Source organism: Dermabacter sp. HMSC08H10, from assembly GCF_001807585.1.
GTDB classification, from domain to species: Bacteria; Actinomycetota; Actinomycetes; order Actinomycetales; family Dermabacteraceae; genus Dermabacter; species Dermabacter hominis.
This window is the reverse complement of sequence record NZ_KV789424.1, coordinates 1-25,212: the sequence shown is the minus strand read 5'-3', so window position 1 is coordinate 25,212 and position 25,212 is coordinate 1. Positions and strand designations below refer to the sequence as shown.

Genomic DNA, 25,212 nt, shown 5'->3' with positions numbered 1-25,212 from the left:
CAGAGCAGCACGCGCAGCATCAACTCCCCCCGATGCACCCAGCGCCCTCGGGCCCGCCTCGCAGAAGAGGCATGTCTCGAAAGCGCGGGTTTCGCCTTGCCCGCTCGATCGTCCTTCTCGTTCTCGTTATTGCCCTCGGGTGGCCGGTTGGCCTCGGGCTGTGGGCCAATTCGAAAATCGCGCACACGGACGCGCTCTCCGGAGCCGCCGATACACCGGGCGAAACCTACCTTCTTGCAGGCGCCGACATTGAACAGGGCGGAGCCCAGCGCACCGACACCCTCATGCTGCTGCACAAGGCACCAAACGGGAAGCAGTACCTTGTCTCCATTCCACGCGACACGCTTGCCGAAATTCCCGAGCACGGAACGCACAAAATCAACGCCGCCTACTCGATGGGTGGTGCTCCCCTCCTCGTCAAAACCGTTGAGAAACTCTCGGGTCTCACGATCGATCATTTTGTCGTGATCGGCTTCTCCGGAGTCGAGGATGTCGTCAATGCAATCGGCACAGTGAACCTCTGTATCGACCGCGATGTCGATGACGTGCGTTCGGGTCTCAAGATGGCCAAAGGCTGCCACGACGTAGGCGGTGAGCAAGCCCTCGCGTTCGTACGCGCCCGCTATTTCGATCCCACGGCCGACATAGGCAGGCAACAGCGCCAGCAGCAGTTCGTGAGCGCTCTGATGAAAAGAGCATCCTCACCGGGCGTCCTGCTCAATCCACTCACCCAGGTGAATCTCGCAAGCGCGGGAACGAAGGCCCTCGTTACCGATAACGACACCGGCCTCATCGACCTCGCGAGTGCCGCCTTGGTCATGCGTGCAGCACCCAACTCTGGAGGTGTTCTCGCCATGCCGATCGAGGACCCGAACTTCAAAACGAAACACTCGGGTGTCGCCATCAAGGTTGACGACGAGGACGTGCACGCCTTCTTCTCATCGATCGCCGACGGCTCGGCCGAATCGAAGCCCGAAGGCTAGGAACTGACTAACGGAGCGAGGCTCATCTTCTCTACTTAAAGAGAAGGTCCGTGACGATGTTGATCGCGTTCAGCAGCGGCTGCCCCTTGGATTTCGAATAATCCGTGTAGAGAATGTGAACCGGATATTCGGCGTACGTGAGATCGTTGCGACCGATTTCCGAGACGATTTCCGAGGCGTGCGCCATACGATTCTGCTCGATCGAGATGGACTCGCACGCGTGGCGGCTGAGCACGCGAAGACCGTTGTGAGTATCGGTGAGATGAACGCCGCTCGTGATGTTTGTGAAGACGATCGCCATCCGCAGCACGATGCGCTTGAGAAAGCCCGGCTTCGTGCGGCTATCGAGGAATCGTGAGCCGAGCACACAGTCAACCTTTTCAGCATTCATCTTCTCGATCATCGCCGCGGCATCGCTCACCTGGTGTTGCCCATCGGCGTCAAAGGTGACGATTTGCTGCATCGACGGATCCCGAAGCGCGTAGTCGATACCGGTCTTGATCGCCGCTCCCTGCCCCATGTTGTAGGGATGGCGCACGACTACGGCACCTGCATCCTCTGCCCTCTGAGCAGAATCATCATGTGAGCCGTCGTCCACGCAGACGACTAGTGGATAAGTTTCGCGCAGCTTTGCGATAACTTCGCCAATTACCTGAGCCTCGTTGAAGAGAGGTATCACGAACCAGGTGGAGTCGGCTCCGGGGCCTAACGTCATCAGAAAATCCTTGTAGAAATTGACGGGGCTGCGAGAGTCGCACTGCAGGTGGGACAATCTCATCCCCGCAAACGATACTCTAGTTCCAGTTGCAGGACTCCCTGCGCGCACGCCGATGAATGCGAAAGGATTCCCCATGAGACCTCCGCGGCCCGAAAATGGGCTTTCAATTTCTTTGTGGCGCTCAGGTACCAGCGAAGGAAAAACCACTTGGAAGTCGACATGACCATGCTCGCTCCCTTCTCCACCGTCATAGCTTCGCCAGCGGGTGTCGTTATGGAGAACCGCACTCTCATCATCCAGGTTCTCCTTATCCTCGGAATCGTCGGAATCACCGGATGGCTCTTCATTAAACGAGGGGCCCGGCAACTTGCGATTAGGCGCCTGCTCATCCTGGCTTTCGCGGGATTCGCCGTGCTCGCTGTCATATTTCCTGCGTCAGTCACAGCAATTGCACGCTTTGTCGGGGTCGGCCGCGGCACAGATCTTCTTCTTTACGCCACGGTGGTCGTGCTGCTGGGCTTTCTCGCACTCCAAGAGGCCCGTACCAAAACCGCGGAGAAACGCACGACAAAGCTGGCGCGCAAGGTAGCCGTGTACGAAGCGGAGTCCCCCGAGGCTTACCGCAATCACGCCTTGGCTGCGTCTAAGGAGACACCATAGGAAGCCGGGAGCTCCCTCGCCGCGCCCTTCAACAGTCCCGAGTATCCACGGGCTTAGCTCTCGAAAGTGTTCTCGTTCGTCGCTGTTGAGGGCTTGCGGGACTCCCGCAGCTTTATGCCTTTTTCGTACGCGAGATCGCGCAATCCTGTCTGATACCTCACCATTTTTTCACGGATTTCTCGTGCAAAATCCGAATCTCCGGAACCCAAAATGCGCGCTGCGAGGAGCCCGGCGTTGGCAGCGCCACCGATCGATACGGTTGCGACGGGCACTCCCTTCGGCATTTGCACGATCGACAAGAGTGAGTCCATACCGTCGAGGTGCCGCAACGGAACAGGAACGCCAATCACAGGAAGGGGGGTAAGGGCGGCGAGCATTCCCGGCAGGTGTGCGGCTCCGCCTGCACCGGCGATGATCGCACGCAGGCCGCGCTCGTGCGCGGACCGTCCGTACTGGACCATGTCTTCGGGCATGCGGTGAGCACTCACGACCTCGACCTCGCACGAGATGTCGAAATGGGCGAGCTGCTCTTCGGCATCCTTCATCACGGGGTAGTCCGAATCGGACCCCATGACGATACCGACCAGGGGCTTCTTACTCATGTGTTATTCCTTTGATTCGTCGCCGGTCACGATGGTGTGCGCCGCGGCGCGGGCCCGGCGCTCCGTCTCCTCGAGGTCGGATCCGAGAGCGGTCACGTGCCCAAGTTTGCGGCCTGCGCGAACGCTCTTGCCGTACAGATGCAGCTTGATTCCGGGATCGTTCGCGAGAGCCTCTCGTGCACCTTCGGCGAGGTTTTCGCGGGTGCTGCCAAGAGTGTTGACCATGACAGTCCACGCAACGGTGGGTGTGGTGTCTCCGAGTGGGAGGTCTGCCACTGCGCGCAGATGCTGCTCAAATTGGCTCGTGACACACCCGTCCATGCTCCAGTGCCCCGTATTGTGGGGCCGCATCGCGAGTTCGTTGACGGCAATGCGACCATCCGGGTACTCGAACAGTTCGACAGCGAGCATTCCCACGACCTCGAGGTCGCTCGCGATATTTGCGGCGAGGGTGCGTGCTCGCTCGGCGACGTCCGATGCGAGATTCGGTGCGGGCGCGCTCACGCGAAAGCACACCCCGTCTTTTTGCTCGGATTCGGTCACGGGGTAGGTGGCGATCTCACCACAGGGGCGCCTCGCCACTTGCGCCGAGAGTTCGCGGACGAAGGGGACGCGCTCCTCGGCGAGCAGCGGCTGTCCTCTTTCGAGCCACTCGCGGGCGTCCTCGAGCGCCTCGACCCGCATCACTCCATGACCGTCGTAACCGCCGCGAGCGGTCTTCAAGATGAGGTCTCCCCCGCTCTCGCGGAGGGCGGTTTCGAGGTCAGCTTCGGTCTCGACGCGCCACCACCGGGGGCATGGATGGCCAAGCTCGCTGAGGCGCGCACGCATGGCGAGCTTGTCCTGTGCGTACACGAGCGCGTTGGGGCCCGGACGCACCACCACCCCTTCATGCTCGAGCGCGTGAAGGAGGCCCGTAGGGACGTGTTCGTGATCGAAGGTCACGACGTCAACGCTCCTCGCGAAGGCCGTGACTGCCTCGGGGTCGTCGTGACGCCCGAGCATGACGTGAGGGCTCACGCGCGCCGCGGACTCATCCGGGGTAGTCGCGAGGACATGCAAGTCGAGGTCGAGTTCGATTGCGGCGGGGATCATCATGCGCGCGAGCTGTCCACCACCGATCACCCCAATACGCGGCGAGCGCGCACCTTCCACATGTGATGTGCTGGACTTGCGGGCGTGTTGAGTACTCACGCCGCTAGTGTAGTGCGCCGTCCGCACTTGCGTCCCCGGCACGCTGGGCGGAACTTGCGTCGGTGGGCAATGCCTCAAGAGCGTGCGCCGCGGAGGCGGCGGCTTCTCGTTGGTGCCGCTCGGCGCGTCGCTTGTCCCGTCGCGCCACGAGCCCGTGGGCTTTGGCGGGGTCCGACGGCTGCTCGTCTTCTGTGTCTGCGAGCTCGGGGTCCTCGGGAGCGGGCGCCGTCGAGAGGAAAATGCCAAAGCGCGCGGGACGCTCATCAATGAGTTCGAGTCGACCGCCGTCATCCTCGACGAGGGTGCGGGCAAGGGCAAGGCCGACGCCCGTTCCACGCGAGTCTTTGCCTGAGACGGAGCGTTCGAAAATTCGCTGGCCCAGAGCCGGGTCGATGCCGGCACCTTCGTCGACGACCTCGATGACGGTTGATTGCTCGTTGCGGCGCACCTTCACGCGGGTCGTTCCCCCGCCGTGGGCGAGGGAGTTCTCGATCAACGTGGCGATCACTTGAGTGAGCGGCCCGTGCGAGGCCCATACGGCTGCGGCGTGCGGGACCTGGATTCGCAACTCGCGACCGGCGCCGCGGAAGGCGTGCTTCCATTCTTCGGCCTGCTGCACGAGGACTTGGCGGAGATCGACGACCCCGGGAGTGCGGCGTTGGGAGGAACGGGGGGCGTTGATGAGGTCATGGACGACCTGGGTGAGGCGGTCAACCTGTTCGAGGGACACGCGCGCTTCCTCGCGGACCCATTCTTCCGAGCTCGTTGCGAGAATTTCGTCGAGCCTCATGGACAGGGCCGTGAGCGGTGTGCGCAGTTGGTGGGAAGCGTCGGAGGCGAGTGCCGATTCCGCCTCGAGCCGTTCGGTGAGCATCGCGCCGGAGCGGGTAAGTTCGACCGCCACGGTGTCAATTTCGGCGATCCCGCTCGGCTTCCACTCTGAGCGGCTCCTACCGCTGCCAAGTTCTTCAGCGCGCCTCGTGAGGCGAACGAGCGGTGCGGAAAGCCTCTGCGCTTGCCACAGCGCGACCGACACGCCGATCGCAATCGCGCTTATCGCGGCGACGATGATGAGCACCCACGCGCTTGCCGTATGCGCTCGGACATCGGACTGGGGAATGCGCACGGTCACGATCTGGCCGTTGACGCCCTGTGCCGACTGTTGGAGAGCATCGGCGCCTGCGTCTTCGCCTGCTTCGAGTTCCGTGTTTTGATACGTGACCGCAATTTGCACGTCGAGGTTCACAACCTGATCGACCGTCTCTTGAAGCATTGTTTCGTCGATCGGGAGCCCCTCGTTGAGGCGGTGATCCGTTTCAGAAATGACGTCTTGAAGAAGGGTGCCGGCTTGAGCGGAGAGGTTGTCGCGTACGGCTGTCAGCCATGCCGCACCCAGGGGGATGCCAAGCAGGAGGACCGCAAGAAGCACGGTCATGAGGGTGGCCTGGAGAACTCGAAGTTGCATGGTGAGCGCCTAGCGCGCCTTAGTGGGCGTCGGTGTCTTCGAAGCGGAAACCCACGCCGCGAATCGTGGTGATGCGCTTGGGACTTGTCGCGTCATCGCCAAGTTTGCGGCGCAGCCACGAAATGTGCATGTCGAGCGTTTTTGTGGAGCCCCACCACTCGGCGCCCCACACCTCCCGCATGAGGTCGTCGCGAGTGACGACGCTTCCTGCTTCGCGCATGAGTACCGCGAGAAGATCGAACTCTTTAGCGCTGAGGGAGAGCTCCTCGCCGTCGACGTACACGCGGCGCGCGGATGGATCGAGGCTCACCCCGTTGATGTCGTACACGTTCGAGCTCGTGTCTTCTGCGACCTGGGTCCGCCGAAGGAGGGCGCGGATGCGAGCCTGGAGCTCACCGAGGCGGAAGGGCTTAGTCACGTAGTCGTCGGCGCCAGCGTCGAGACCCACAACCGCGTCGACCTCGTCGGCTCGCGCGGTGAGAATGAGAACGGGGGCCTCGAGGCCACCTTTGCGAAGCCTCCTGCATACTTCGAGGCCGTCGATGTCGGGTAGACCCAGATCGAGAATCACGAAGTCGATGTGGTCCTCGCTCGCGGCGATGGTCAGGGCGTCAATTCCTCTCGACGCTCTCACAACGGAATAGCCTTCGCGGTCGAGGGCTCGCGAGAGGGGCTCTGCAATCGCCGAATCGTCTTCAACCAGAAGTAGTCGTGTCACGAAGTCATCCTTACCCGAGTGCGTGTGTCCCCGCTGTGAGAAGCGCAGACCTTCAAGCGACTCTCTACTCTCTCACGAGTGACGCTCGATGAGCGAGGCCGCAGCCCGTTCGACCCTCACAATGGCGGTCTCGCCGATCCCGTGAAGCTCCTCTGTCCATTCGGCTACGCGCGTAAATCCGCCGGGGAAGGCGCGGTCGACCAGATCCGCCGTCTCGCCGTCGATCACGACCGCACCCGGTTCGGCGATACCTTCGAGCCTCGCCGCGAGATTCACTTTGGGGCCGAACACATCCCCGTAGCGGGAAAACATGTTTCCCCACGCAAGGCCCACGCGCACGTTGGGCAGCGACGGCTGACGCTTGATGTTTTCGGAGATCGACAGCGCGATTCTGACGCCGTCCTCCGGGGTATCGGCGAGGAACATGACTTCGTCGCCCACCGTCTTGACGACGCGCCCGCCGCCGTCGGAAATGACGTCGCGTGTGAGGTTCTCGAAATCCCTGATGACCCCGGCAAGCTCGATGCCATCGATCGACTGGGCGAGGCGCGTGAACTGGACGAGGTCCGCGAAGCCAACGGCGCGCGGGAGCGGGAGAGAATCGTCGTCCCATTCGCTCGTCGAGGTCCGCAGAATCTCCGCACCGGCACGCGCGGTGTAGGCCGACATTTGCCGGCGGAACACGTGGATCGCTTGGTGCTCGAAGATTTCGACGAACTGCGGAACGCTCTCGAGCATGCGCATACGCGCTTCGGTGTCGCTCATGCCGTGGCGTTGCTTGGCATCGTCCACGAGTGCCTCGGTGAGCCACATCGCGAGGCGTCCCATATGAAAGCCGAGCCCGCGAACAATCGTGACAAATGCGTCGTCGCTCAAGGTGCCGTCATTGACGAGAGCGGCGAGGTCGGCGATCGCTTCGGCATCGTCTTCGGTGAAGACGGTCGTGTCGAAGGCGACGTTGGAAAACCCGAGTCCGCGCCAATAGTCGGTACTAAGTTGCCGGTCGACGTTGAAGTCTTCTTCGAGATCCCGCCTGGAGTATTCGCGTTCGCCGTCGAGGAGGGAGCGCTCGAGTGCACCGATGGCGCCGCGCACGCGCGCGAAGCGTTCGTTGAGCTCATTCGGCACGGCGTCGCCTGCGACGTGTGCGTTGGGCTCCTCACGATCGTGAACGGTACTCATCGGGTCCTTTCGTTCTGTCCTCGAATCCCGCATCTCCAGGTACTCACACTTGCTTCGGCCGCGCCAGATGAACGTCGGCGGCATCGAGAGCGTGGTGACCTCGATCGGCATTGTGGACGAGCAGCCTGCCCACTGGATCGATGCCAAGCGCCCTCGCGCTATAGGTGGCGCCCGCCGGTGTCGTCACGACAACCGACGACCCCACAGTGAGGCAGTTCACAGCATACCGCCTCTGCAGGTGTCTGAAGTCCTCTCCGCCGTGATCGACAAGTGCGAAAATGCGCGCGATGCTTCGCGCGAGCACGGTGCCAAACTCGCAACGCCCATCCGCATCGGCGAGAACTCCACCGTACAAAGCATCCATGCTCGCAAGCGTCTGCGCCTTCTCCAACCCCTCGCGCCCCCGTTCAATCTCCCCCACGAGATTGACGCCAACTCCCGCGAGGAGACGCCCGCGGTCAAGCCGAACGAGAATCCCCGCGATCTTCTCGCCTGAGAGCGAGAGAATGTCGTTTGGCCACTTCACACGAGGTAATACGGCCCCGGGGGCTGCTTCAGCGCAAGCATCGAGAACGGCGAGGGCCACGGCGAGCGGGTACCAGCCTCGGCGCTCGGGGCCCGGCAGCGGCCACGCGAGTGTAAGCGCTAGGGATTCTCCCGGCCGGTTCTGCCAGCGCCGCCCTTGCCGCCCATGCCCGGCGCGCTGATCGAGAGTCATGAGAGCGAACGGCGCTTCGAGCGTGTCGTAGGGCGGCTCGGTGAGAATGTCGAGGGTTGAGGTGCAGGAGTCCACATAGTCGATACGCAAATGCTCACTCACGGCCTTTCACTCCCTCTTCGCTGCCTCGCTTTTCCACTATGGCGTACACTCACGAGAGCAATTGTGCCAGGCCACGACGGAGCAGGAGTGGGAGTGAACGAGACCCCGAGGCGGTCCACGACCGCCGAGAGACTTGACGAACTTCGGTCCCGCGAGAATGCGGCCGTCACGGAGGCGGGGGCCGCAGCGATCAAGAAGCAGCACGCGCGCGGCAAGAAAACCGCCCGCGAGCGGATCGAGGAACTCCTCGATGCGGGATCGTTTGTCGAGACCGATCGCTTCGTGCGCCACCAGAGCCACAATTTTGGGCTCGAGAATAAACGTATCGATGGCGATGGAATCGTCACGGGATACGGGACGATCGACGGCCGTCAGGTGTGCGTGTACTCGCAGGATTTCACTGTTCTCGGTGGCTCACTCGGCGAGGCACACGGAAAGAAGATCCAGAAGATTCAAGACCTCGCGCTGTCCACCGGCGTTCCGATTATCGGGATCCTCGACGGCGGTGGCGCGCGCATCCAGGAAGGCGTTGCGTCACTCGCGGCCTTCGCGGGAATTTTCCGGCGGAACACGCGTGCTTCGGGCGTTATCCCCCAGATTTCTCTGATCATGGGGCCCGCGGCTGGCGGCGCCGTTTACTCGCCTGCGCTCACGGACATCATCGTGATGGTGGAGAAGTCCTCGCACATGTTCATTACGGGTCCCGACGTCATCAAGACCGTCACCGGCGAGAACGTGGGCTTCGAGGAGCTTGGCGGGGCTCGCACGCACTCGAGCACGTCCGGAGTCGCGCATTACATGGCGAGCGATGAGTCAGACGCACTCGATTACGTACGAGACCTTCTCTCGTATCTTCCGGCGAACACACTTACTGAGGCCCCCGTCTATCCCGACGAATCGGATCTCGAACCGAGAGCGGAAGACCGCGCCCTCGATCGCCTCGTCCCCGATTCCCCGAATCAGCCCTACGACATGCTCAGCGTGGTCGAGGCGGTCCTCGACGACGAGTTCCTCGAGATCCACGGAAATTTCGCGAAAAACGTCATCGTGGGTTTCGGGCGAGTCGAAGGGCACAGCGTCGGCATCGTCGCGAATCAGCCTTCGCAACTCGCAGGCACGCTCGATATCGATGCGAGCGAGAAAGCCGCACGCTTCGTTCGACTATGCGATTCCTTCAACATTCCGGTGCTGACGTTCGTGGATGTGCCGGGTTTCCTCCCGGGAACGGGCCAGGAGTATGGCGGCATCATTCGCCGCGGTGCGAAGCTTCTGTACGCGTACGCTGAGGCGACCGTCCCGCTCATTACCGTCATCACCCGCAAGGCGTACGGCGGCGCGTACATCGTGATGGGCTCGAAGGAGCTCGGTGCGGATATCAATCTCGCGTGGCCAACTGCTCAAATCGCGGTCATGGGTGCACAGGGAGCGGTCAATATCCTTCACCGAAAGGAACTCAAAGCAGCCGGCGAAGCAGGCGAGGACGCCGAGGCGCTTCGCGCACAGTTCCAAACCGAGTACGAAGAGACCTTCGCAAATCCCTATGTGGCCGCTGAGCGAGGCCTTCTCGACGGCGTGATCCAGCCTCACGAGACTCGCGAGGCGATTACGCGGGCGCTCAGGGCACTGCGGACCAAGCGTGACGCCCTGCCCACAAAGAAACACGGGAACATTCCGCTGTGAGCGCTCACGAGCAGCTGAGTCCCCCTTCATTCGCCGGAAGCGACGGAGCAGAGCCTCGCCCAAGCGTCGAACTTGTCTCGGGCCGCCTTACCGAGGAAGAAATCGCCGCCATTTCGGTGGCGGTCGCGGCGATGAGCGCGATTTCGCGAGAAGAGGCGCACCAGCGTGAAATCGCAGAGCGCACAGGGGGCTCATCCTCGGCATGGAATTCTCCCGTGCGCACCCACAGATCGGCTCACTCCCTCCGCGCGAACGCAGGCCAAAGCTCCTGGATTTTCTCCCAGCGCTGACTCACGTGACTACAGTGGTGCCATGACAACGAAGCGCACCCCTAGCCCTACCGATCACGTCGCGAATGATTTTGTTGAGCGCTCGATCGCTTTGAGCCCCATGACCGCCACGAGCCTCGGCGTCCCCGGCCAGGACCATCTCATGGACGACCCGTCCCCAGAAGGTCTTGAGAAAGGTGCTTCACTGACGCGCGAGACGCTCGCCGCCCTTGACGGCGTTGAGCGTGAGCATCCTGGCGACGATGTCGATCACGTGACGCGCGCAGCCATGCGGGAGCGCCTCGGCCTCGAGCTCGAGCATCACGACGCGCTCCTCACGCATGCGACCGTGAACAACATCGCCTCCCCCGTTCAAGGGATCCGCAGCATTTTTGACATAATGCCGAACGAAAGCGCCGAGGATTGGGACACGATCAGCGAGCGCCTCGCACGCGTGCCGGCGGCCATCGAGGGCTACGCCGAATCGCTCCGATACGCCGCGTCGAAGGGGGTTCTCGCGGCAAAGCGCCAGCAGCTCATTGGCGCGGAACAGTCACGCTCCTTCACGAAGGCCGACGGTTTCTTCCCCTCCCTCGTCGCCAAGTCCCGCCTTGAGGGCTCGGCCCGCGCGAAGCTTGAACAGAACGTGCACCTCGCGTGCGAGGCCTATACGAAACTCGCAGAGGTGTTTGAGGAGCTTGCGGACAACGCTCCCGAGAAGGACGCCGTCGGCCGCGAGGCCTACCAGCTCGGTTCGCGCACGTTCCTCGGCGAAGAGATCGACGTCGAGGAGGCATACGAGTTCGGTGTTGAGGAACTCACGCGCCTGATCGACGAACAGAAGCAGGTAGCCTCGCGCCTGAATGCGCATTACGGCAATGGCGGCGGCGATTCTATCGATGCCGCGATGGCCTCCCTCAATGCCGATGAGTCGCTCGTTCTTCACGGCACCGACAACCTCAAGGCGTGGATGCAGGAGCTTTCCGACGCGGCGATTCGTGATCTTGCCGGGACGCACTTTGATATTCCGGAGGAGCTCACGCGCCTGGAATGCATGATCGCTGAAACGGGCGCGGGCGGCATCTACTACACCGGCCCGAGCGAGGACTTCTCGCGCCCCGGTCGCATGTGGTGGGACACCCCCGCCGGAGTTGACACGTTCCGCACCTGGAGTGAAACCACAACCGTGTACCACGAGGGCGTGCCCGGGCATCACCTCCAGGTGGGCACGCAGCAGCTTCAAGCGGAGCGTCTGAACCGCTGGCGTGCGTCGTTCATGTGGGTGTCGGGCCACGGCGAAGGCTGGGCGCTGTACGCAGAGCGGCTCATGGAGGAGCTCGGCTATCTCACAACCGACGGAGAAAAGCTCGGCATGCTCATGGAGCAGCGCATGCGCGCCGGCCGCGTCGTCCTCGATATCGGTCTTCACAACGAACTTCCCGTTCCTGAACAGTTTGGTGGCGGGCAGTGGACCTACGAGCGCGGTTGGGAGTTCGTCCGCGAACACTGGCGCATGGAAGAGCCGATTCAGCGCTTCGAGTATCACCGCTACCTCGGTTGGGCCGGCCAGGCCCCGAGCTACAAGCTCGGACAGCGAGTCTGGGAGCAGTTGCGCGACGAGGCTCTCGCGCGCGGCACGTCCCTTCGCGACTTCCATCGCGAAGCGCTCGAGCTCGGCAGCCTGCCCCTTTCGGTGCTGCGCTCCGCTCTTTCGGCTCCCCACGGCAGCGGGGTCGGTGCATGAACAGCGGGCTCCCCGGGGTGGGCGAAGGGGCCGACGGCAGCCCGGCAACCGTCGGAACCCCACTTCACGAACCGCTCCTGCTCCTGGCCTCCCAATCTGCCGGACGTAAGGCCGTGCTGACGCGTGCCGGGATCGAGTTCACGACCCTGCCCGCGGATGTGGACGAGGAAGCTGTTCTCGCCGCGGCACTCGAGTCCTCGGGCAAGCTGGCCTTCGAGGATCAAGTGCTGACACTCGCCAGAGCGAAGGCCGAAGCGTCGTGCGCGGCGAGCGAAGGTGGGTATGTCGTTCTCGGCGGCGATTCGATGCTCGAGATCGATGGCGCCCTCGTAGGCAAGCCCCGCACGGCAGATGCCGCACGTGAGAGGTGGCGGGAGATGCGAGGAAAGAGGGCGCGACTTCATTCGGGGCACTGGCTCATCGATGATCGCGACCCGCTGGATGGCGGAACCGGGGCGACGTTCGGCAATACGGCATCGACAGATGTCTATTTTGCCGAGCTTTCCGATGCCGAGATCGACGCGTACGTGTCGACGGGCGAACCGCTGTGGGTTGCGGGCGCCTTCACGATCGACGGGTACGGCGGCCCCTTCATTGAACGCATCGAGGGCGATCACCACGCGGTCATCGGTCTGTCGCTTCCGCTTCTTCGCCGGATGCTCGCGGAGATTTCTCTCCCGATCACTGACCTTTGGCGTCCAACGTCCTCGTCGTAAAGCTCTTTCGTCTACGGGCGGTATATGCTCGGAAGGTTGCTGAGCACTTCGCCCGACACCTGAAAAGGATCCCGAATGCCTAAGCCCGCGCTCCATCGACCGTTCCGCACGGTTCTCATTGCCAATCGTGGTGAGATCGCCGTACGCATTGCCCGTGCCTGCCGCGACGCCGGGCTGCGATCGATCGCCGTGTATTCCGACTCGGATCGCGACGCTCTGCACACGCGCGTCGCTGACGAGGCCTACGCCCTCGGCGGAGCGAGCGCCGCGCAGAGCTATCTCGTGATCGACAAGCTTCTCGACATCGCGCAGCGAAGCGGCGCTGAAGCAATCCACCCGGGCTACGGGTTCCTGTCGGAGCGTGCGGACTTCGCGCAAGCCGTGATTGACGCTGGCCTCGTGTGGATCGGCCCCAGCCCCGAGGCCATCGAGAAGCTCGGCGACAAGGTCTCCGCACGCCATATTGCCCAGGCGGCAGGAGCGCCGCTCGTTGCGGGCACCAAGGATCCCGTCAAAGATTCGGGCGAAGTGGTCGCCTTTGCCAAGGAGCACGGCCTCCCAATCGCCATCAAGGCGGCATTCGGCGGGGGCGGGCGCGGTTTGAAAGTCGCGCGTGAGCTCAGTGAGGTGCGCGAGCTCTTCGACTCCGCGACTCGCGAGGCAATCGCATCGTTCGGCCGTGGAGAATGCTTTGTTGAGCGCTACCTCGACGCACCGCGCCACGTGGAAACGCAGTGCCTCGCCGATAGCCACGGCAACGTCCAGGTCGTGTCTACCAGGGACTGCTCGCTCCAACGACGCCACCAGAAACTCGTCGAGGAGGCGCCTGCACCATTCTTGAGCGACGAGCAACACGCGCGCCTTGTCGAATCGTCGAAAGCGATTTTGAAGGAAGCCCACTACGTGGGGGCAGGCACGTGCGAGTTTCTCGTGGGCCAGGACGGCACCATCTCGTTCCTCGAAGTCAACACGCGCCTCCAGGTTGAGCATCCCGTGACCGAAGAGGTCACGGGAGTCGACCTTGTGCGCGAACAGTTCCGCATCGCCGCGGGCGAGAAAATTTCCCCCGTGGATCCTCAGACCCGCGGACACTCCTTTGAGTTCCGCATCAACGGCGAAGACGCGGGGCGAGGATTCCTCCCCTCCCCCGGGCCCGTCAAGCTTTTTGAACCGCCCCTCGGCCCGGGCGTGCGCGTGGACTCGGGCGTGCGCACGGGTGACTCGATTTCCGGCTATTTCGACTCCATGCTCGCGAAGCTCATCGTGACCGGTGCGACCCGCGAGGAGGCGCTCGAGCGCTCACGTCGTGCCCTCGCCGAGTTCCGTATCGACGGCATTCCCACCGTCATGCCCTTCCACCGACTCGTCGTCGACGATCCAGCATTCGCACCGAGCGATCCGGATACTCCCTTCGCCGTGCACACGCGCTGGATTGAGACGGAATTCTCGGGTGACATCACCCCCTCCGCTCTCCCGAACGCCACGGACGACGTCGAGGATCGCGAGGACGTCATCGTCGAGATCGACGGGCGCAAGGTCGAGATCTCGCTTCCCGCGTCTCTGCGCGCGCCTCGTGCAGCCACTCCCCAGCGCCGCAAGCGTCGCACGAGCAGCGCCCGGAGTACCTCGGCCGGCGGCCATGCGGTGAGCGCACCCATGCAGGGAACCATCGTCAAGATCGCCGTCGAGGAGGGGCAAACCGTCGCCGACGGTGACCTCATCCTCGTCCTTGAGGCGATGAAAATGGAGCAGCCGATCCTTGCGCACCGGAGCGGAATTGTGACGAACCTCGACGCGGAGATCGGCGCCACGGTTTCCGCGGGTGCGCAACTCTGCTCGATCGAAGATTAGGAGGTCCCGCGCGGGTAGGCTTGTCGCATGACTGACAATGCACACACGACACCCGACCCGTACCTCCTCGCCAAGGACGCGGCAAACGCCCTGCGCGAAGCCTCCGGCATCGAGCGAATTGACATTGCCGTGACGCTCGGATCCGGCTGGTCCGGGGCAGCCGAGCTCCTCGGCACCGAACTGTTCAGCACTCCCGCCGACGCGATCCCCGGTTTCCAGAAGCCCTCGGTCAAAGGCCATGTCGGGACCCTCCGCATCTTTGAGATTCCCGGCGGGGCCCGCGTACTCGTGCTCGGTGCCCGCACCCACTATTACGAGGGCCATGGCGTAAGCGCCACGGTCCATGGCGTGCGCACCGCTGCCGAATTTGGCGCGACGACGCTCGTGCTGACCAACGGCTGCGGCGGCCTGAACGAACAGTGGAAGCCGGGTAGTCCCGTGCTCATCACCGATCACATCAACTTCACGGGTGACAGCCCGATCACGGGTGCGACCTTCGTCGACCAAACCGACATCTACACACCGCGCTTGCGCGAGATCGCGAAGTCAATCGATCCGAGCCTCGACGAAGGCATCTACATGCAATTTCGCGGACCTTTCTACGAGTCCCCCGCAGAGGTCCAGATGGCGCGCGTTCTCGGTGCGAGCCTCGTGGGCATGTCGACCGTGCTCGAGGCCATGGCTGCGCGCGAAGCGGGCCTCGACGTGCTCGGCTTCTCGCTCGTAACAAACCTTGCCGCGGGAATCTCACCGACGCCGCTCAACCACGAAGAAGTCGTTGAGGCAGGGCGCGCTGCGGCTCCGCGCCTCGCGAAGCTTTTGTCAAGCACCATCCACGCCATCGCAAAGGAGAGCAACCGATGAACGCTCTCGAGCCAAACCTCGCGTCCCGCGCGCGTGCATGGATGGAGGATGACCCGGACCAGAGCACGCGCGAGGAACTCCAGCACCGCATTGCCGCTGCTGAGTCGGGCAACGAAGCCGAACTCGCCGAACTCGAAGGAGCCTTCGCCGGAACTCTCCAGTTCGGCACCGCCGGTCTTCGAGGTGCGATGGGCCCCGGCCCGAACCGCATGAATGTTGCGGTCGTGTCGCGCGCCGCGGCAGGAATCGGCGCTTACCTCAGCGATGCCGTTGGGACGGCACGCATCGTGATTGGCTACGACGCGCGCTACAACTCGCGCACGTTTGCCGAAACGAGCGCCGCTATCCTCACCGCTGCCGGCCACGAGGTCATCCTGATGCCCCACCACTGGCCAACTCCCGTACTCGCGCACGCCGTGCGTGCGAAGAGCGCAGACTGCGGCATCATGGTGACGGCTTCCCACAACCCCGCCCGGGACAACGGCTACAAGGTCTACCTGGGTGGCCGCGCCGCAAGTGAAGACGGCAACGGCGTACAGATCGTCCCGCCGGCCGACGCGGATATCGCCGCGAAGATCGCCTCCGTGGGTGCGGTGCGCGACATTCCCCTCGCCGAAAGCGGGTGGGAGACGATGCCCGAATCCTTCGTCGACGAGTACGTCGAAGCTATCCTCCCGATTATTGAGCGAAGCGACGCGACCGATACGGGTGCGGCTCGCGCCGCACGCGCGAACCTGCGCATCGTCCACACGGCCATGCACGGCGTCGGTAGCGCGACGATGCTCTCCGCCTTCGAGAGCGCTGGCTTCACGGATGTCCACAGCGTGAAGGAACAGCAAGAGCCAGATCCCGACTTCCCGACCGTTCCCTTCCCGAACCCGGAGGAAAAGGGCGCGATCGATCTCGCGGCAAAACTCGCCGAACAGGTCGAGGCCGATCTGGTCATTGCGAACGATCCCGACGCGGATCGCTGTGCCGCCGCCATTTATGACCCACGCCGCGAGGCATGGCGCATGCTGCACGGCGATGAGCTGGGACTGCTTCTCGCGACCTACATTGCGGACCACCGCGAGGTCGAGGGGACATTCGCGAACTCGATCGTGAGTTCACGCTCCCTCGGGGCGCTCGCGAAAGCTCGCGGATACGCGAGCACCCAGACCCTCACGGGCTTCAAATGGATCGCCCGCGCACACAACATTGCGTTCGGGTACGAAGAAGCAATCGGCTACTGCGTGCTCCCCGATGTCGTCAAGGATAAGGACGGCATGTCTGCGGCTCTCGCGATCGCCGAGCTCGCAGCCCTCACGAAAGCACACGGCGCGAGCCTAGTCGATCTCCTAGACGACCTTGCGCGCGAGTGCGGGCTCTACCTCACCTCGCAACTCTCGATCCGGGTGAGCAACCTCGACCGCATCGGCGAGATGATGACCACCCTGCGCACGACTCCCCCGAGCGCGCTCGCGAACTCGCCTGTGGTCGATGTCCACGATCTCGCCGAGGGGTCGCTCGAGACCACGGGCCTGCCGCCCACAAACGGCATGTTCCTGCTCGCCGAGGACGACTCGCGTGTGATCGTGCGCCCGTCGGGAACCGAGCCGAAGCTCAAGGCCTACCTCGAGGTCGTCAGCCCTATCGCGACAGACGCAAGCTTTAACGACCTCTCGGCCGCACGTGAACGCGCGGCCGAGAAGCTCGAACTCATGAAGAAAGAGCTCAGCGAGCTCCTTGGCGCCTAGAGCCTAGGAACGCGCCTCAAGCTCATCGAGGATCGCCGCGGAACCGGACAGGCCGAGCCTGTTTGCGCCCGCGGCGATCATCTCTTTCGCAGCTTCGAGCGTGCGGATGCCACCCGAGGCCTTCACGCCGAAGTCTTCACCCACGGTTTCGCGCATGAGCGCGACGGCGTGGGCGCTCGCACCGCCGGCGGGATGGAAGCCCGTGGAAGTCTTCACGAAATCGGCGCCCGCGCGCTTAGCCGCCTCGCACGAGGCAACAATCTGCTCATCGGTGAGCGCTGCGGACTCGATGATGACCTTGAGAATGACGGGCTTCGGCGCGGCCTCGCGCACAGCGCGGATCTCCTGCTCAGTGAAGTCGCTGTCGCCCGCGATCGCGCGGCCAACGTTGATCACCATGTCGATCTCTTCGGCCCCCTTCTTGACCGAATCGGCGGCCTCGTAGGCCTTCACTTCAGGCGCTACCTGCCCCGAAGGAAAGCCGCACACGGTCGCGACGTGGACGCTCGTCTCGATCGGGAGCATCGATGGCGACACGCAAATCGAGTAGGTGCCAAGCTTCTCAGCCTCGCGCGCGAGAGCCGCGGCGTCGGCCGGAGTCGACTCGGGCTTGAGGAGCGTGTGGTCGATCATCGCGGCCAGCTCGTCGTAGGACACGGTGGTGTTGTCGTTGTGATTTGTCATGCGTTCATTCTCCCACGCGCCGACCGGGGCTCTCTCAAAGCCGATGGGCATAGGATGAGGTTCCGTGAGTCATCCCCCAATTTCCCAAAGCCCCGCCTCGATGCATCGCCCACGCACCGGCGCACCCGCGCGCCGCATCGTCCTTCTCTCCGGCCCTTCGGGAAGCGGCAAGGGGCGCCTTGCGGAGCACTCGGGCTTGCCCGTGCTCAACCTCGATGACTTCTATCGCGACGGCGATGAAGAGGGCCTCCCTTCCGCCTTTGGGATCGTGGACTGGGACGATCCGGCCTCGTGGCGCGCAGGCGACGCCCTCGCAGCGCTTGAAACCCTCTGCTACGAGGGGGCGGTCGAGGTTCCCACGTATTCGATTTCGCAGTCCCGGCGCACGGGCACCCGCATCTTTAGTGCGGAGGAATCTCCACTTGTCATTGCCGAAGGCATTTTCGCAGCCGAACTCGTCACTTCCCTCGCCGAGCGCGGGCTTCTCGCGGATGCGATCGTCCTCGATCGTCCCGCCGCCCTCGTTTTCGCCTTGCGGTTCGTGCGCGACGTTCGCCAGGCGCGCAAGCCGATCCCCACTCTCGTTCGCCGCGGTCTCGCACTCGCCCGTTCCCAGGGTCGAGATGTCGACGCATGGGCCGGGGCCGGGATGCGCCGCCTCGCACTCGGGCCGGCCCTCGCCCGCCTTGGCGGGCTTGAATGCCTGTGGGAGGCCGACGCTCGCTCAGCAACCGTCGAACCCGCGCGCTCGCGCGAGACACTGCCCACAATCACGGTGTCTGCCGTATGCTTCTACGGCAAGTCCCAAGGCGAGTGGCAGGTCCTCGGCGTCCGCAAGCGCGGGACAGAGAAGTTCATGCAACCGGGCGGAAAACCCGAAGCGGGCGAAACCCCACTCGACTGCGCGGTGCGGGAGATTCACGAAGAGCTCAATCTCCGCCTCGATCCGGAAAAGCTCACGCACCTTGGGCATTTTCAAACCGCCGCCGCGAACGAAGCCGGTACTCTCCTCATTTCCGATGTCTTCCTCGCGCCCGAAGTTGCGAGCCCCGGGGAGTTCACCGCGCACGCAGAGATCGAAGAGGTGCGGTGGTTTCCGATCCACCCCGAGCCGGGCGAGGCGCACCTCCTTGCCCCGCTGTTTCGCGACGAAGTGCTTCCGCGCTTACGCGCGAAACTCAACGCCGCACGCTGAGCAGCGAAAGGGGCAGGGCCCCATTCGCTCTTTAGGCGATCCGGTCGAGCACGAGTGATCCGCGCTCGAAATTCTCGACGTCCTCGATGCACCACGCGCCTTCGATCGCTTCGAGGGAGCGCGCAAAACGATCCTCGGTATCGGTGAGGAGCGTCGCGAGAACTTCGCCCTTCCTGACGCGATCGCCAACGGTCTTGTTGAGGCGCACGCCCGCGCCGAACTGGACGGCTTCGCCGGGCCGCGAACGGCCAGCACCGAGGCGCCAACCGGCAACGCCGACCTTCATGGCATCGAGGCCGGTCACGCAGCCGTCGGACTGCGCGATGACCTCGTGGCTGTGCTTCGCGACGGGGAGTGCGGCCTCCGGGTCGCCGCCCTGAGCGCGAATCATGGCCTTCCACGTGTCCATCGCGCGGCCATCCTTGAGCGCGGCGTCGACGTCAACGTCCGTGACGCCCGCTGCGGCAAGCATTTCGGTCGCGAGGGCAACGGTGAGTTCAACGACGTCGGCCGGGCCACCGCCGGCGAGAACCTCGACGCTTTCCTCGACCTCGATCGCGTTGCCGACCGCGCGCCCGAGCGGGACGGACATGTCGGTCAGGAGCGCGACGGTATTGACGCCCGCATCGGAACCGAGATCGACCATCGTGCGGGCGAGCTCCCGCGCCATCGACTCGTCTTCCATGAACGCGCCCGAGCCGGTCTTCACGTCAAGCACGAGGGAGGCGGTTCCCTCGGCAATCTTCTTGCTCATGATCGAGCTCGCGATGAGGGGAATGCAGTTCACGGTCCCCGTCACATCACGCAGCGCATAGAGCTTCTTATCGGCGGGGGCAAGGCCGCTTCCTGCCGCGCACACGACCGCACCAACGGTCTCGAGCTGGCGCATCATTTCATCGTTCGTGAGATTTGCGCGCCAGCCGGGGATCGACTCGAGTTTGTCGAGCGTACCTCCCGTGTGGCCGAGACCGCGGCCGCTGAGCTGCGGAACAGCCACCCCGAAGGAGGCGACAAGCGGAGCAAGCGGAAGGGTGATCTTATCCCCCACGCCACCCGTGGAATGCTTATCGGTCGTCGTCTTCGACAGGGCGTCGAAGCTCATCCGCTCGCCCGAAGCGATCATGGCTTTCGTCCACAGCGCAATCTCTTCGCGGTTCATTCCGTTGAGGAAGATCGCCATCGCGAGCGCACTCATCTGCTCCTCGGCGATCACACCGCGCGTGTACGCGTCGATCGTCCAGGCGATTTGCTCGGGCGTGAGCTCGCGCTTGTCTCGCTTGGCGTGGATGACATCAACCGCATCAAATGCTTCAGCCATGGGGTGTCCTTTCGACTGTGTCAATTGAGAAAACGCGCCTACGCCTCGGGCGCGGCAGCATCGAGATCGGCAGGGCCGAACGATTGGGGAAGCATCTCGTCGAGGCTCGCCTCCCCTTTCGGCGTCAGGATCGTGAAGTCGCTCGCCGCGTGTTCGGCGAGAAGTTGCCGGCAGCGGCCGCACGGCATGATGACCTCGCCGAGCCGGTTGACGCACACGAACGCACAGATCTTCCCGCCACCGCTCGCCATGAGCTCTGAGATCATGCCGCACTCGGCGCAAAGCGTCACACCATAACCGGCGTTCTCGACATTGCACCCGCGTACGATGCGCCCGTCATCCACGAGCCCCGCGGCCCCCACAGGGTAGTGCGAATACGGGACGTAGGCGCGGGCAGCGACCGCTCGCGCTGCCTCAAGCAAAGGTTCGAAGTCGGTCATCGCCGAGGCCCCTACTGCTTGATGTACGGCTCGCCATCAGCAGCGGGCACGCGAACACGTCCCACAAAACCGGCGACCGCGAACAACGTCACGACGTACGGCAGCATCGCGAGGAACTCCGAGGGCACGGTGGCCTTGTGAAGGTCCGGCGGTAGCGAGCTCGAGAGAATGCCGAGGTTCTGCTGGAGGGCAGTTGCGAACGCGAAGAAGAGCGCCGCACACATTGCTCCAACGGGATGGTAACGGCCGAGGATCATCGCGGCGAGAGCGATATAGCCCTTGCCCGCACTCATTTCCTTCGCGAACGCCACGTTCGTGCCAATGGTGAGGGTCGCGCCGCCGAGGCCGGCGACGGCCGAGCCCAGAAGAACATTGCTCCAGCGCGTGCGTGCAACGTTAATGCCCACGGTGTCGGCGGCGAGGGGGTGCTCACCGACGGCACGTACGCGAAGACCCCAGCGGGTCCAGAAAAGCGCGGTCGTGAGGATGGCAACGATGACCCACATGAGATACACGAGAATGTTCTGGTCAAAGAGCGCGGGGCCGATCACCGGGATATCGGCGAGAACGGGAACGCGGAGGTTCGGCAACCGCATGGGGGTGTTGAAGTGTTCCGGATCCTGCTTCATGAGCGTTCCAAACAGGAAGCCCGTGAGGCCTATCGCGAGCACATTCAGCACCACACCGACGATAATTTGCTGCACATGGTAGCCGACCGCAAAGAGCGCGAGCAGTGCACCGATCAGGAGCGCGACGATCGGCGCGGCGATCATGCCGATCCACGGGCTGCCCGTCATCGAGCCTACGAGCGCGGCACCGAACGCGCCGAGTAGCAGCTGGCCCTCGATCGCGATGTTGACGACGCCCGCGCGCTCCGACAGCACGCCCGAAAGCGCACCGAACACGAGCGGAACCGCGAGGGCAAGAGTCGCCTGGAGGAGGTAGCCGAGGTCAAGTGCCTGACCCGCGACGGCCCACACGAGAAAGTCAAAGGCCCACAAAACGCCAAAGAGAACCTGCAGGAGTGCTTTCGTGCCGCGCGGCCACGCGAGGTTCTTCGCCTGCACGATCCACGCAAGGACCGCGAGGGCGACGAGAATAAGGCCCAGCACAAGCGAGGTTGCTTGCGCGGGCATCGATATTTTCCGGGGCACCCCCATGTCGGTAAACATCGACTCGCGGGCGATCGCGAATGTCGAGTCGTGCCCGGGAACCGCCCCGAGCCAAAACCCTGCAAGAGCCACGAGGGCAAAGACGCTCAGGGCAACGGGCATATGCCACCAGTTCGGGAGACGCCCCTTGACGGTGTCGAGAACGACGACGTCGTCCGTGGGAAGGGCGCGGGGATCCTGAACGCTCATCTCATGCCTCCTTTGAAGCGTCGGCGGAGTCGGCTGCGGGGGCACTTGCCCGGTGACTGCCGGCTGCGGCGGGGGTTACGGTTCCGACGGTTGCCGTGGAGGCGTCGGATTCCTCCGTCGCGGGAGCGGCACTACCCGCCGGTGTGTCGTCGTCCTTTTTGTCTCGCGCAAGGAACGAGAGACCGGTGAGGGTCCTCACGAGCGGTGGCGCGGCAATGAAGAGCACGACGAGCGCCTGGACGATGCTCACAAGGTCGATCGGGACTCCCTGGTTCGACTCCATGAACCGACCACCCACGCCGAGGGCCGCGAAGAGTAGACCCGCAAGGAGGATCCCGATGGGGCCCGAGCGGCCGAGGAGCGCAACCGTGATCGCGTCGAAGCCGACGTTGCCGGCGATTCCGCTCGTGAGGCGGTGCTCGGTGCCGAGCAAGTGAACGGAGCCGGCCAGACCCACGAGTGCGCCGGCGACGACCATGACGAGGAAGCTCGTCGTGCCAACCTTGATGCCCGCGACCTGCGCGGCGCGGGGATTTTCACCGACGGTCCGGAACTTGAAGCCGAGCGAGCTGCGCGTGAGCAGCCACCACATGAACACGCCCGCGAGGAGCATGATGAAGATACCGGCGTGCAGACGGTAACCGGAGATGAGAATGGGAAGCTGTGCATTCACGGCGACGTTCGGCGAGATGGGCTGCGACGAGTTCGCTGCGGTGAAGGCCTTCGTCGTCAGGAGGAAGCCGAGAAGCGAGACCGCGATCCAGTTGAGCATGATGGTCGAGATGACCTCGTTCGCCTCGAATCGCGCTTTGAGGAAGCCCGCAATGCCGCCCCACACCGCACCTGCGAGTGCACCGACCGCAAGCGCGACAATGAGGTGGACGACAGGCGGAAGGAACGTCCACGTGAATCCGACGTATCCGGTCATTGCAGCACCGATGAGGAGCTGACCGGTGCCGCCGATGTTGAACATGCCCGCCCTGAAACCCACGGCCATGCCGTAGGCGGCGATGATCAGCGGAGTCGCGACTGTCAGTGTCTCGAACAGAGGGCGCCACATGAGGGCGGTCGTACGCGCGTTGTAGTCGAAGATAGCGCCGCGGAACATCGCCTCGTACGCCCCGGCGATCGCTGCCCACGATGCCCCAAAGAAATCGCTCGGGCGCGCGAAGACATAGCCGAAGGACTCACGCACATCTTCATTGGCGATCAGGATGAGAACGCTACCGATGATCGCGGCAATGATGAACGCACCGATGACGACCGAGACTTCGCTGCGGCCAATCCGCTGCGCGAGGGTGCGACTCGACGCGGTATTTTTCTCGCTCACGAGAGCTCTCCTTCCTCGGTCAGGGCGCCCTCACTCAGCGTTCCCGTTCCGTTAGCGACGGCCTCGCGAGCCGCCTCGGCGGTGTACCCGGCCATCATGAGGCCCAGCACTTCGCGGCTTTCGTCTCCAGGCACAATCCCGAGGATCTCACCGCGGTACATCACCGCGATGCGGTCGGCAAGCTGGCACACCTCGTCGAGTTCGGTCGAGACGATGATGACCGGGGTTCCCTTATCTCGTTCGAGAACGATGCGCTTGTGAAGGAACTCGATCGAGCCGACATCAACGCCGCGTGTGGGCTGAGAGGCGATAAAGAGCGAAAGGTCTCGCGAAAGCGCGCGGCTCATGACGACCTTCTGCTGGTTGCCACCCGAGAGGGATCCAACGGGAAGGTCAATTCCGGCCGTGCGAATGTCGAACTCCTTGACCTGGCTTTCGGCGTGCGTGCGAATCGTGCCCGGGTGAAGGGAGATTACCGAGCCGAAAGGCCTGCGGTCGTGTTGGTCGAGAACAAGATTCTCAGCGACCGAGAACGACTTCATGAGGGCGTCTTCGGTGCGGTCCTCGGGAACAAACCCGACGCCCTCGTCCAGGATTCGTTTCGTGCTGAGGCCCACGAGATCCTTGCCGTTCAGGACGGCGTGACCGCTCACGTTCTCCTGAAGGCCGAGGAGAGCTTCGGTGAGTTCCGTCTGGCCATTGCCCTGAACACCCGCGACACCGAGGATTTCTCCCTCGTGGACGTCAAAGCTCACGGAGTTCAAAAGCTTGAGCCCCTGCGAGTCCGTGACCGTGAGGTCCTCAACTCTGAGGGCCGCCTTGCCGCCCTTCGGCTCAGACTTCGCAAAGTCGAGGGCCACCGGACGGCCCACCATCAAGTTTGCAAGTTCGGTTTGCGGCGCGCTTGGATCGGCTGCGCCCACAACCTTGCCGCGTCGAATGACCGTGATACGGTCCGCGACTGCCTTAACCTCGCGCAGTTTGTGGGTGATGAACACGATCGATGTGCCCTCATCCTTCAACTGACGCATGATCTGCATGAGCTCATCGGTTTCCTGCGGCGTGAGCACCGCCGTGGGCTCGTCGAGAACAAGAACCTCGGCGCGGCGCGAAAGCGCCTTGATGATCTCGACTCGCTGCTGCGCACCGACGGGGAGATCTTCGACCTTTGCGTCCGGGTCGATGTCGAAGCCGAAGCGCTTGGAGATTTCGCGCACCTTCGCGCGTGCTTGGTCGAGGTCGAGGAAGGCGCCCTTCGTAGGCTCGTGGCCGAGCGCCACGTTTTCCGCAACGGTGAAGACCGGGATGAGCATGAAGTGCTGGTGCACCATGCCGATACCGGCGGCCATAGCATCTCCGGGGCCCGCGAAATGCACGGGCTGATCATCGATAAGAATCTGGCCGCCGTCGGGCTGATAGAGCCCGTACAGAACGTTCATGAGGGTGGACTTACCCGCGCCGTTTTCGCCGAGGAGCGAATGAATTTCGCCCTCGTTGATGACCAGGTCAATGTGGTCATTGGCTACGAGCGAGCCGAACACCTTCGTGATGCCTCGCAGTTCGAGTTTCACGAGCGCTGCCTTCCGTGAGTCACACGGACCCCGCGGGCCCGAGGGGTGTGGATTCGAGTATAAGGGGGATGGGCGTGCTGGCGGCCCCCTCCCGCGGGAGGGGGCCGCCAG

General features: G+C 63.6%; 23 protein-coding genes. 10 read left to right on the top strand and 13 right to left on the bottom strand.

From position 1 onward, the window contains the following. The first annotated feature begins 71 nt into the window (after positions 1 to 71). A complete protein-coding gene (locus HMPREF3176_RS02880) occupies positions 72 to 983 on the top strand; it encodes an LCP family protein (protein WP_070458074.1) in 912 nt (303 codons plus the stop codon). A gap of 31 nt (positions 984 to 1,014) precedes the next feature. On the opposite strand, the gene HMPREF3176_RS02875 is transcribed toward HMPREF3176_RS02880, so the two are convergent. Continuing rightward, positions 1,015 to 1,698 (bottom strand): glycosyltransferase family 2 protein, encoded by a 684-nt coding sequence (locus HMPREF3176_RS02875; protein WP_070458072.1) that lies wholly within the window; start codon positions 1,696 to 1,698, stop codon positions 1,015 to 1,017. A 222-nt stretch (positions 1,699 to 1,920) separates the two neighbouring features. On the opposite strand from HMPREF3176_RS02875, the gene HMPREF3176_RS02870 reads away from it, so the two are divergent. After that, a complete protein-coding gene (locus HMPREF3176_RS02870; protein ID WP_246826637.1) occupies positions 1,921 to 2,361 on the top strand; it encodes a DUF2304 domain-containing protein in 441 nt (146 codons plus the stop codon). A gap of 53 nt (positions 2,362 to 2,414) precedes the next feature. Here HMPREF3176_RS02870 and purE read toward each other — a convergent pair whose 3' ends face one another. The 6 genes from purE to HMPREF3176_RS02840 all read right to left on the bottom strand — a co-directional run bounded on the left by purE (position 2,415) and on the right by HMPREF3176_RS02840 (position 8,342). After that, positions 2,415 to 2,963 carry a 5-(carboxyamino)imidazole ribonucleotide mutase gene (purE, locus tag HMPREF3176_RS02865; protein WP_070458069.1) on the bottom strand — a complete coding sequence of 183 codons (549 nt, stop codon included), beginning with the start codon at positions 2,961 to 2,963 and terminating at the stop codon, positions 2,415 to 2,417. Positions 2,964 to 2,966: 3 nt separating this feature from the next. Then, entirely contained in the window at positions 2,967 to 4,157 is a 1,191-nt protein-coding gene (locus HMPREF3176_RS02860) for a 5-(carboxyamino)imidazole ribonucleotide synthase (protein ID WP_083286267.1), read from the bottom strand. A gap of 4 nt (positions 4,158 to 4,161) precedes the next feature. Then, positions 4,162 to 5,622, bottom strand: coding sequence for a sensor histidine kinase (locus HMPREF3176_RS02855; protein WP_070458066.1), 1,461 nt, complete (start codon positions 5,620 to 5,622; stop codon positions 4,162 to 4,164). Between the two features lie 19 nt (positions 5,623 to 5,641). Then, positions 5,642 to 6,340 carry a response regulator transcription factor gene (locus HMPREF3176_RS02850; protein WP_016665036.1) on the bottom strand — a complete coding sequence of 233 codons (699 nt, stop codon included), beginning with the start codon at positions 6,338 to 6,340 and terminating at the stop codon, positions 5,642 to 5,644. Positions 6,341 to 6,412: 72 nt separating this feature from the next. Further along, positions 6,413 to 7,522 carry an adenylate/guanylate cyclase domain-containing protein gene (locus HMPREF3176_RS02845; RefSeq protein ID WP_070436242.1) on the bottom strand — a complete coding sequence of 370 codons (1,110 nt, stop codon included), beginning with the start codon at positions 7,520 to 7,522 and terminating at the stop codon, positions 6,413 to 6,415. 43 nt (positions 7,523 to 7,565) lie between these two features. Continuing rightward, positions 7,566 to 8,342 carry a biotin--[acetyl-CoA-carboxylase] ligase gene (locus HMPREF3176_RS02840; RefSeq protein ID WP_070458064.1) on the bottom strand — a complete coding sequence of 259 codons (777 nt, stop codon included), beginning with the start codon at positions 8,340 to 8,342 and terminating at the stop codon, positions 7,566 to 7,568. Between the two features lie 93 nt (positions 8,343 to 8,435). On the opposite strand from HMPREF3176_RS02840, the gene HMPREF3176_RS02835 reads away from it, so the two are divergent. The 7 genes from HMPREF3176_RS02835 (at position 8,436) to HMPREF3176_RS02805 (ending at position 17,202) form a co-directional block, all read left to right on the top strand. Next, positions 8,436 to 10,022: an acyl-CoA carboxylase subunit beta gene (locus tag HMPREF3176_RS02835; protein WP_070458061.1), complete on the top strand. Its 1,587-nt coding sequence runs from the start codon at positions 8,436 to 8,438 to the stop codon at positions 10,020 to 10,022. After that, entirely contained in the window at positions 10,019 to 10,312 is a 294-nt protein-coding gene (locus tag HMPREF3176_RS10685) for an acyl-CoA carboxylase epsilon subunit (RefSeq protein WP_070458058.1), read from the top strand. Before HMPREF3176_RS02835 ends, HMPREF3176_RS10685 begins: the two co-directional genes overlap by 4 nt. Positions 10,313 to 10,334: 22 nt before the next feature. Beyond that, positions 10,335 to 12,035, top strand: coding sequence for a DUF885 domain-containing protein (locus tag HMPREF3176_RS02825; protein WP_070458056.1), 1,701 nt, complete (start codon positions 10,335 to 10,337; stop codon positions 12,033 to 12,035). Then, positions 12,032 to 12,751 carry a Maf family protein gene (locus tag HMPREF3176_RS02820; RefSeq protein WP_083286202.1) on the top strand — a complete coding sequence of 240 codons (720 nt, stop codon included), beginning with the start codon at positions 12,032 to 12,034 and terminating at the stop codon, positions 12,749 to 12,751. Before HMPREF3176_RS02825 ends, HMPREF3176_RS02820 begins: the two co-directional genes overlap by 4 nt. 75 nt (positions 12,752 to 12,826) lie before the next feature. Beyond that, positions 12,827 to 14,602, top strand: a complete 1,776-nt coding sequence (locus tag HMPREF3176_RS02815) for an acetyl/propionyl/methylcrotonyl-CoA carboxylase subunit alpha (RefSeq protein WP_016665042.1) — start codon at positions 12,827 to 12,829, stop codon at positions 14,600 to 14,602. Positions 14,603 to 14,629: 27 nt separating this feature from the next. Continuing rightward, the gene (locus HMPREF3176_RS02810) at positions 14,630 to 15,466 is read left to right on the top strand and encodes a purine-nucleoside phosphorylase (RefSeq protein ID WP_070458053.1); all 837 of its coding nucleotides are present in this window, start codon (positions 14,630 to 14,632) and stop codon (positions 15,464 to 15,466) included. Next, complete coding sequence (locus tag HMPREF3176_RS02805) at positions 15,463 to 17,202, top strand: phospho-sugar mutase (protein WP_070458050.1); 1,740 nt, start codon at positions 15,463 to 15,465, stop codon at positions 17,200 to 17,202. The genes HMPREF3176_RS02810 and HMPREF3176_RS02805 overlap by 4 nt, the downstream gene beginning before the upstream one ends. 3 nt (positions 17,203 to 17,205) lie before the next feature. Here the strand turns inward: HMPREF3176_RS02805 and deoC are convergent, their stop codons facing one another. Continuing rightward, on the bottom strand, positions 17,206 to 17,886 hold the full coding sequence (gene deoC, locus HMPREF3176_RS02800) for a deoxyribose-phosphate aldolase (RefSeq protein ID WP_034375094.1): 681 nt from the start codon (positions 17,884 to 17,886) through the stop codon (positions 17,206 to 17,208). Between the two features lie 64 nt (positions 17,887 to 17,950). On the opposite strand from deoC, the gene HMPREF3176_RS02795 reads away from it, so the two are divergent. Beyond that, positions 17,951 to 19,081, top strand: a complete 1,131-nt coding sequence (locus HMPREF3176_RS02795; protein WP_246826634.1) for an NUDIX domain-containing protein — start codon at positions 17,951 to 17,953, stop codon at positions 19,079 to 19,081. A gap of 31 nt (positions 19,082 to 19,112) precedes the next feature. Here the strand turns inward: HMPREF3176_RS02795 and HMPREF3176_RS02790 are convergent, their stop codons facing one another. Genes HMPREF3176_RS02790 through HMPREF3176_RS02770 form a run of 5 tightly spaced genes read right to left on the bottom strand, consistent with a single transcriptional unit; the run spans position 19,113 to position 25,101 of the window. Continuing rightward, positions 19,113 to 20,399 carry a thymidine phosphorylase gene (locus HMPREF3176_RS02790; RefSeq protein WP_070458044.1) on the bottom strand — a complete coding sequence of 429 codons (1,287 nt, stop codon included), beginning with the start codon at positions 20,397 to 20,399 and terminating at the stop codon, positions 19,113 to 19,115. A 38-nt stretch (positions 20,400 to 20,437) separates the two neighbouring features. Next, positions 20,438 to 20,839, bottom strand: a complete 402-nt coding sequence (locus HMPREF3176_RS02785; protein ID WP_070458042.1) for a cytidine deaminase — start codon at positions 20,837 to 20,839, stop codon at positions 20,438 to 20,440. A gap of 11 nt (positions 20,840 to 20,850) precedes the next feature. Further along, positions 20,851 to 22,200 (bottom strand): ABC transporter permease, encoded by a 1,350-nt coding sequence (locus HMPREF3176_RS02780; protein WP_034374000.1) that lies wholly within the window; start codon positions 22,198 to 22,200, stop codon positions 20,851 to 20,853. 1 nt (position 22,201) lies between these two features. Further along, on the bottom strand, positions 22,202 to 23,530 hold the full coding sequence (locus HMPREF3176_RS02775) for an ABC transporter permease (protein WP_070458039.1): 1,329 nt from the start codon (positions 23,528 to 23,530) through the stop codon (positions 22,202 to 22,204). Further along, positions 23,527 to 25,101 carry an ABC transporter ATP-binding protein gene (locus HMPREF3176_RS02770; protein WP_016665051.1) on the bottom strand — a complete coding sequence of 525 codons (1,575 nt, stop codon included), beginning with the start codon at positions 25,099 to 25,101 and terminating at the stop codon, positions 23,527 to 23,529. Before HMPREF3176_RS02770 ends, HMPREF3176_RS02775 begins: the two co-directional genes overlap by 4 nt. Between the last annotated feature and the right edge of the window lie 111 nt (positions 25,102 to 25,212).